We start from the raw sequence: 8,736 nt of genomic DNA on the forward strand, positions 1-8,736 counted from the left end.
CCATTGAACCCGGCTTGTTCTCCAGGCAGGCGAAAGATGCGATTGCACAACAGGTTTCTGTCTGGCCGTAGCCTTCATAGATGTTAAGGCCAGTCCCTTCTCTCCACACTTTGATAACTTCAGGATTCAGCGGTTCACCTGCGCTACAGCAATGACGAAGTTGTGTGAGGTCGAACTTGCTAAGGTCAGCAAGTATGAGCATTCTGTAAATAGTGGGTGGACAGCAGAAGGTTGTGACCTCGTACTTCTCGATAAGTGGAAGAAGCTCGGTTGCTTCAAATTTTCCTCTGATGTCATACACAAGAATGCATGAGCCAGCGATCCATTGCCCGAATATTTTACCCCATGCGCATTTTGCCCAGCCGGTGTCCGAGAAAGTGAAATGCAGGTCATTTTCGGTCAGGTCCTGCCACAGTTCAGCAGTGACCCTGTGACCCAACGGATATGCGTGGTTGTGAAGTGCCATCTTGGCTTTACCCGTCGTTCCCGAGGTGAAGTAGATCAACATCGGATCGGTGGAATGAGTAAGTACAGGTATTGATACCGAGTGATGGGAAACGGGTGCAGGATACAGGAGCTCATGCTGGAAACTTATCCAATGATCTCTTTTCCCGTCAATAACCATGCATTCTTTAAGAGTGGGGCATTCGATCCGTATCTCATCGACCTTAGGTGCATTTTCCATGTCCGTAATTATCATTTTGAATTTGCCTGCGTTGATCCTGTACCCAATGTCACTTGGTGTCAGAAGTATCGGACATGGGCATGCAACAGCACCAAGTTTTATCAGTGCAAGTACAAATATCCACCATTGGGGTACGCGATGAAGCATCAGAACGACTTTATCGCCCTTGTTGATCCCGTATTTGAGAAGAATATTTGCTGCCTGGTTGGAGAGTTTCATCATGTCTCTGAAGGTGTACTTTTTCTCTTCACCCTGTTGATCGACCCAGATCATGGCAAGTTTATTACGGTCTTCCTTTGCCCAGGCATCAATTACGTCATATCCGAAATTGAAATACTCGGGAATTTCACTGTTCCATTCCTCCCTGGCCTTGTCGTAGTCACACATATTGCGTGGGCTCTCTTTAATATTCAATAGGCGAGCGTTCTTTGAAAAACAATTATCTTCTGCCTGCTCCAGTTGAGAGCGTGGGATTCTCCAGAGCCTGCCCAGTTTTACGCCATCCATGATCCCTTCCTGAAGCCATGTATGCACGGTCTTTGTTTCCACTCTGAGCTGTTTAGCCACTTCATGTGGTGTGAGGTAATGTGGTTTTTCCGGTGTCATTATACATGTCGAAGTAGTCAAGGTATTTTAATGCTTTTTTTTAATTTGTCCTTAATAGTTATGATTTAGATCAACGAGGTCATGTGCTGTATTAAGTTTTCTTATACTGACTGGAAGAACATTGTTTTCCCTGAGGGTACATGTATCACATGAAACAGAATACTGGATCTGATAAGACTTTTATCCAAGATGTACATGTAAAGGAAAAATCGGATGCAAAAGAAGTTTAAAACTCTACAGTATAGTTCCGGGCATTTAATCGACATATATATCTAAATTAATTAATAAAATTTACTTTAAATGTTGACGCTTACATACTTAATATTAATTGTTGTTAGATGAACAGTATTTTGCTTGTTAGGAGATGCCGCAAATGAAAAAAGCATTACTTGACGTGTTATTTGCTTCAGATAAGAGAAAGAAAGTTCTCCTATTGTTGCAGGAGGAGTCAAAAGAAACGGAAACTCTCCTCAAGTCTTTGGAAACAACAAGACAGGCATTACTTCCACAGATGAAGATCCTGGAAGAGAATCATCTTGTTTTTCACTATGAAGACGCTTATGAATTGACACCTGTCGGAAAACTAATAGTTGACGAGATGGTTCCTTTATTGGGTACCACTGATGTTTTCGATAGTGATATTGATTACTGGGGAACTCGTAAACTTGATTTTATTCCGCCTCATCTCTTTAAAAGAATAAAAGAACTTAAGGAATGCCAAGTAATAAATCCAGCTATCCAGGATCTATATGCTCTGCCACAAGAATTTTATGGAACATATGATCTGTCCGCGGAGAATTCCAGAAGGGCTGAGACCTTCTATGGAGTTACTGCATTTTTTTATCCAAATGCTGCAAAGGTGTTCACCGAGATGCTTCATGGTCAGGTGGAGATAAATCTTATTGTTACACAGGATATGGTTGACAAGATCCAAAGTAATGACCGTGCTGATTATGCGGAAATTGTTAAAAATGAATTGTTCCATTTGTTCGTCTACCCCAAAAAAATAGACTTTATATCTATTGGATTTAACGAACACTGCTTACTCATGCGCTTGCTGGATAGTAAGGGGAACTACGATTATATGTATGTTCTAAGTTCCAGCCAAAGTGCGCTTGTGTGGGGGAAAGAACTCTTCGAATATTACCTGAAGGATTCTGTACCAGTGCCGAAAATCTAAGTGGTACTTTCTTTTTTATTTAACTTTATTTTATGTTATTTTAGTTTCATTTCAGGACGAATGGAACGCAGAATCTTCGAATCCTTCTCTTATATAGTAGACTTTTTATACTTTCATTGCATATATACCTGCCAAATAACGAGTGAAAAAACGTGCCTGAAAAAAACAATTCACATGGCCCTACCGTGCTATGTTTTGTTTATATCCGCAGTCGTTCTTTTCACATAAGGTGATTACCGTGTCAGAACTTGCAGAATGCTTTTTAGGACTTGCACTCACGATCGTGTTTGCATCTGTTATCTTCTAATTTCTCATTTATTTCTTTTTTAAAGCACTCGATATATAGTCGCTAGAATACGATCGGTTCAGATGCTCATGTAGGTTCCTGCATGAAATTATCACTAGCAAGAACAGTTTAGCCTATGATATTCGAGGGCCTTTCAGATTCCTTGTTGGTCTGACAGTTATCAATCTGGTAGAACCTGAAAGAATGAATACTAAAGACTTCATTAGAACAGAGAGTTACTCCCTCAGGCTAAAACCTTCAGAGCTAAGAAGATTACTTAGGAGTTCAATAACTGGATGAAATGATTTACAAGAATAATATCTATCGAGTAAATAAAAAGTGGGTTATTCAATATAATTGAACAGCCCGCTTTATAATATCGCATTCGGTCTCTTTATATACTTAATCTGTCTACGACTTCACCTTTTTCCAATGCATCAAGTATGTCATCAATATCGTCTTCAGTTACCTCGCCATACCATACCTGCTGAGGATAGATTATTACTATCGGTCCTTTCTCACAAAGACCCACACATCCGGTCGAAGTAACCATCACTTTAGTTTCCAAATCTCTGTTCATTATTTCTTCGGTAAACATCGCTACCAGATTATGTGATTCTTTTTTCTGGCATGCTCCCTGCACTTTTCCGTTTAGTCTTGTACTTGCGCAAATAAATATATGATTTTCTGGTTTTTGCATGATAGGTCTCCTTAAATTTATTTTTAAGCTATGTCTTTAATTCACATGTATACGGAAGTCAATTACTGATAAAATAATATTTAAAGCTTTGTATCACTGGTCTTTATCAAATAATGTAAAAACCAACTTTGCTCAGTATCATGCTTTTGAAAATGAAGAAAACAGGATTGAGATAGCAAGGAAATTCATTGAAGCTAAGTTTGATAAGTCTAAGTAGTGCTTGATCTCTATAGACAAAGTAATAGATCTACTGTAAAAATCTAACAATCTTTATACTAAGATAATTTATATAGCAGGGATAAGAAGAGAACGAGAAACATGAAACAAAAGTCTTATTCAATTGCAGCGGTTTTATGGTATGTGGCAGCAATATGTTTTTTTATCGCGGCAGGAATCAGTAAAAACAGCACATATGTGGCATTAGGTGCACTTTACATATGTATTGGTTCTTTCTATCTGATATTGTATAACAAACGTAAAAATCATAGTGAAGAAGGAGAAAAGTAATTTTTACACTTTACTCCCCAATGGGCTATCTTTCTTTATCTGGCGAAGCAGGAAAATATCCAGTTATATCAAAGTATGCCTTTATATATCACTCCTCCAATTGGAAAAATGTCCTGAATACCTCGATGGAATCTAGGAAGTCCTGTTTTCCCATCAGTTCCCTGGTTGAATGCATTGCCAGCATCGGCACTCCTACATCCACCACATGAACAGGCACATATTTGCTAAGCAAAGGACCCAGGGTCGTTCCTCCTGGTTGATCCGAATGGTTCACGAATTTTTGATATTTCACACTGGCTTTGTCACACAGTTGCTGAAAAGCTGCAATGGTCTCTACTTCAGATGCATAGGAACGATTGCAACTGATCTTAATAGCCATCCCTTTGTTCATTACAGGCTTGTTGGTGATATCGCTCTTTTCACCGTAATTGGGATGCAACCCATGGGCACAGTCAGCTGAGATCACAAAGAAGTTCATCAGTTCATGGATGGATCCTTGTTCCCTTCTAGCCGTTCCCATACGGATCCTTTCCAGAATATTGCTCAGCATCACGGAGTCAGCACCTTGCCTGGTCATAGAACCAATTTCTTCATTGTCCATGAATGCCACCACGTTGATCCCGTCCTTATGCTTCGACTCTACAAGAGCTTCCATAGCAGCATACACCATGGACAGATCATCGATCCTCGGGCAGGAGATGAATTCCCCTTTTGAGCCCACCAGCATACCTTCTTCACTACAATATACGTTCAGGTCCATATCCAGAATATCTTCACGATCGACCCCGGCTTCCTTCGCGACCAGATCCAGCATATAATTATCCTTGATCTCATCTTCGATCAACTGGGTCAAAAGAGGTTGCATTTCTTTTTGAACCTTGATCTCCACACCTTTATTGACCTCACGGTTCATATGGATGGCCAGATTAGGGATGATAAGTATAGGTCTTTGAAAATCCAGATGGATCACTTTCGGTTTCAGCACTTCATCGGACCTCACGGCTATCCTTCCGGCAATGGATAAAGGACGGTCGAACCATGTATTCAGAATAGGTCCACCGTAACGTTCCACATTCAGTGTCAACATTCCTTCACTGTTCACCTCCGGATTGGGCTTGATCCGGAATCCCGGATTATCCGTGTGAGCAGCGATTATTTTCACACTTTTTATCGGAAATTGGCCGCTTCCGACAGTAAAGCCCACCAGCATGGAAGGATAGGGGGTCAGATAGTATTTCCCTGATGCATTCAACATCCATATCTCATTCATTTCCAGTTCCATAAAGCCTTCAGCTTCCAGACGTTCTCTTATGACATCTACTGTCTGAACGGATGTTGTCGCTTTTTTTATGAATCCAAAAAAATCACTGATATAATCCATATTTGCCACCTTTCTCATGATGTCCATATGCATTCAGCTTTACAATGGACTTTGAACTAGTTTCTCGTCATAGCATCTCATTGTGTGAGAGAGATCACATAATGACAAAATCTTTTTCTTTTGTTTTAGTATCATAGTAGATAAAAGATTCTCAGGATACTTAATACTGTAACTTTTTAAAACGTGGATATATTAAACATATCTATAGATATTGTTAATAACAATGATTTATAGCAAAAGGTGCTGGTTTAAATAACTTTTTTACAGAGTCTTTCAATGCAAATCTATAAATATTAAAATGTTCTTCATAAAAATGCAAATACACCATCCGTGTGAAGTAATGTTACACGTGGAAGTAATGTTCGTCCTTTCAGAAAAATTCTGAAGGTGAGTGTACGTGCAAACTCAAATTGGAAGGGAACATGGTTCAAAGAAGATTCTGTTTAGTCTTATCTGAATACGTTATTATTGTAGCTTTTGCTTTGTATAGACGTTTTATCCAAGCAACAGAACAAAAACTGAAACTTTTTCTATTTAATAGTAGCTGTTTTTCCCTTTCACATCGAGGTAGGAACAATGAGAAGGGACAAAATAGTACATCTCTCTGGCAAAGCCGAAATTATTGGCTCCAATGCTATCAAAAGAACAAAACTGGCAAACAGAGATCTCTGCTGTTTGGAGTGTAGGAACGATTTAGACATTGCCCACTTGAATGACTCTGAAATAGTTCACCATGATACAAGGATCAGATCTGCAAACTGGCATGTTACAATGAACTGCAATTACAACTGCAGATTCTGCTTCTACAAGAACATGACTGGGGAGTTCAAGGATATCAAAAAAGCCAAGCATATACTTGAAACATTAAAGGCCAAAGGAATTGAAAAGATCAACTTTGCTGGCGGCGAACCCCTGTTATGCAAAAATCTGGACTACCTTTTGAAGATGGCAAAGAATATGGGCTTTATAGTTAGCATTGTCACAAATGCAGCTCTGCTCAATGAGAATAATCTCAGAAAAAAGATCGGGTGTGTGGACTGGGTGGGTATTTCCGTGGATTCTGCAGATGAAGAGATTGAAAAACAATTGGGAAGGGGGAACGGGAATCATGTGGGACATGTTAGTATGGTTTGCGAACTCGTTCACAAGTATGGCATGAGGTTAAAGATCAATACCACAGTTACTAAGATGAACTATTTTGAAGATATGAAGTCGTTCATATCATCTCTGTGCCCGGAAAGATGGAAGATTTTCCAGGTATTGCACATGAAAGGTCAGAATGATGATGCTCTGGATCTCTTTATTACCTTGGACGAGTTTGAGAAGTTCAAGAGCATAAACGGGGGACTGATACTTGACAACGGTACATCCCCTATATTAGAATCAGCTGATGATATGCTTGATTCCTATTTAATAATAGGTCCGGATGGGAACATTCTCCTAAGCAATGGCAACCAGCGTTCTTCAATTCCTCTTGGATCCTGGGAGCAGATGGACATTGAAGATCTGGTTAATGCAGGCAAATACGTAGAAAGAGAAGGTAACTATGATTGGAACTGAGCTTGTTCTTTTTTTTTTGGAAGATCTTCCTAAACATTTGATTCCGAATGAACCATTACTTCTTATGCTTTTGAAAATGACAACTAAAATCGTGCTATAAAGAGCAAGTATCATGAATATCAAATTGCTGACTCACATAGTAGGTGAACAGGTGCAAAAAACAATAGAATCAATCAAAAGAATTGACTTGCGTTTATTCTTAGCATTGCTTTTGACTGGATTGCTACCAACAATATACAATACTGTACGTATCTTCTTTCTGGGGAATCTTCCGAACGATTGGGGGATCAACATTGCCTCACAACTCATGTGGGTTAATCTTCTCTACGAAATATTACAGGAATCTCTAATCCTGCCTTTATATTTCATACTTGGTAAAGCAATATCAAATACTAAAGAATTCACCAATCGTCTAAAGGGTAGCATGGTGGTGGTATTCTCCATTTATGTCACACTTTCTTTATTAATATCTATATTTGCCGAGCCGATGGTCGTGACAATGGCACAAAATCCCATGATGGTAAATGCTACAGTATCATACATACGCTTGGAAACAATAGCATACATCTTCCTGACAATGTGGAAATTTATAATGCTCATACTTCTCTTGATTGGAAGAGATAGACTGATATATATCGTGCTCATGGTGCAGATGATTCTTACTATATTATTAGATACATTATTCATCTCCGAACTTAGTTTTTCGTTGAAACTTGGTGTGAATGGTATCGCAATAACTAACATTATCGTAAATATAGCCCTATTTGTAGTCTTTTTAATCTTACTCAAGAAAGAGAAGAATATCGACATATTCCAAAAGGGTAAATTGAATTTTAACTGGCTCAAACAATGGACGGTAATTGCAGGTTATTCTGGTCTTGAAACTTTGGTACGGAATCTAGCATTTATGTACATGGTAGTGAGAATGGTAAACATTGTCAACGAGCCGGGAACGTTCTGGGTCACTAATAGTTTTATCTGGGGATGGTTGCTACTTCCAGTACTGCAACTGGGTGAATTGATTAAATGTGATTGTTCTAAGGGTGAAGAGAATATTAGCAAGAATTTCAGAGGGTATGTAGGAATCACGACAATAATCGTTGCAATATGGTTGGTGACGATACCATTATGGGAACCATTCATTAAGAATGTGCTGAATATGAGTAACTATGCTGTGATATTTCACTTGGTGATGATTTCGTTACCTTTCTACATCACATTTGCATATAACAACCTCATAGATTCAATATTTTATGGGATCGGGAAAACGGAATACATGTTGTTCCAATCAGTTTTGGTGAATGTCACATTCTACGGTACTCTTTTCATTCTTTTCCAAATGGGCATATATAATCCCACATTAGAATTGATCACATTGATGTTTGCGGTAGGAATTGCGGTAGATTCATTACTCACTTTTGTTATGTACTGGTACCTATCAAAGAAAGGTAAGATAGTCCACAAATATGAACTGGCTGTTCCAACGGTTACAGATTAATATATGAGGTCACCAAAGGATTTTAATTAAGGGATAAGTCTTTTTGAGAGCCATTAATACAGTTAGATTAGATGCTCATGTAGGATTTTTACATGAGATTAAACCAAGCAGGAATAGTTTAGCCTATGACCTGATTCCAGTTGTTAAACGATTTATTACTTAAAGCCGAGTTCTTTTTTGCTATTAATGTATAGAACCTATTGCAAGACAAGATTAACGAGGTCAATAGATTTATAAAGGCTGACTAGCTTCAACAGATTATTCGAACGTATCCCTGAATGAGCAGTGGGTTCGTTCCTGATAGATTGACCTGAAACAGATACAGGAAAGTGA

General features: G+C 38.8%; 8 protein-coding genes and 1 pseudogene. 6 read left to right on the plus strand and 3 right to left on the minus strand.

The genetic code is table 11. From position 1 onward, the window contains the following. The coding region (locus ACCM36_RS06570; RefSeq protein WP_370572952.1) for an AMP-binding protein at positions 1–1,291 on the minus strand (1,291 nt) is incomplete at its 3' end. Between the two features lie 373 nt (positions 1,292–1,664). Here ACCM36_RS06570 and ACCM36_RS06575 point away from each other — a divergent pair. Together ACCM36_RS06575 and ACCM36_RS06580 are read left to right on the plus strand one after the other, a co-directional pair. Next, a complete protein-coding gene (locus tag ACCM36_RS06575) occupies positions 1,665–2,471 on the plus strand; it encodes a helix-turn-helix transcriptional regulator (protein ID WP_370572953.1) in 807 nt (268 codons plus the stop codon). A gap of 427 nt (positions 2,472–2,898) precedes the next feature. After that, a complete protein-coding gene (locus ACCM36_RS06580; protein WP_370572960.1) occupies positions 2,899–3,057 on the plus strand; it encodes a hypothetical protein in 159 nt (52 codons plus the stop codon). Positions 3,058–3,151: 94 nt separating this feature from the next. Here ACCM36_RS06580 and ACCM36_RS06585 read toward each other — a convergent pair whose 3' ends face one another. After that, positions 3,152–3,457: an NAD(P)H-dependent oxidoreductase subunit E gene (locus ACCM36_RS06585; RefSeq protein WP_370572954.1), complete on the minus strand. Its 306-nt coding sequence runs from the start codon at positions 3,455–3,457 to the stop codon at positions 3,152–3,154. 88 nt (positions 3,458–3,545) lie between these two features. Between ACCM36_RS06585 and ACCM36_RS06590 the strand changes: the two genes are divergently transcribed. Further along, positions 3,546–3,674, plus strand: coding sequence for a CRISPR-associated endonuclease Cas1 (locus tag ACCM36_RS06590; protein WP_370572955.1), 129 nt, complete (start codon positions 3,546–3,548; stop codon positions 3,672–3,674). 378 nt (positions 3,675–4,052) lie between these two features. Here the strand turns inward: ACCM36_RS06590 and ACCM36_RS06595 are convergent, their stop codons facing one another. Then, positions 4,053–5,345, minus strand: coding sequence for a M18 family aminopeptidase (locus ACCM36_RS06595; protein WP_370572957.1), 1,293 nt, complete (start codon positions 5,343–5,345; stop codon positions 4,053–4,055). 576 nt (positions 5,346–5,921) lie between these two features. On the opposite strand from ACCM36_RS06595, the gene ACCM36_RS06600 reads away from it, so the two are divergent. The 3 genes and pseudogenes from ACCM36_RS06600 to ACCM36_RS06610 form a co-directional block, all read left to right on the plus strand. Then, positions 5,922–6,905: a viperin family antiviral radical SAM protein gene (locus ACCM36_RS06600; protein WP_370572958.1), complete on the plus strand. Its 984-nt coding sequence runs from the start codon at positions 5,922–5,924 to the stop codon at positions 6,903–6,905. A gap of 112 nt (positions 6,906–7,017) precedes the next feature. Continuing rightward, a complete protein-coding gene (locus ACCM36_RS06605) occupies positions 7,018–8,403 on the plus strand; it encodes an MATE family Na+-driven efflux transporter (RefSeq protein WP_370572959.1) in 1,386 nt (461 codons plus the stop codon). Between the two features lie 43 nt (positions 8,404–8,446). Further along, a pseudogene (locus tag ACCM36_RS06610) lies at positions 8,447–8,566 on the plus strand (CRISPR-associated endonuclease Cas1); the annotation flags it as partial. Between the last annotated feature and the right edge of the window lie 170 nt (positions 8,567–8,736).

Source organism: Methanomethylovorans sp. (assembly GCF_041305605.1).
Lineage (GTDB): Archaea > Halobacteriota > Methanosarcinia > Methanosarcinales > Methanosarcinaceae > Methanomethylovorans.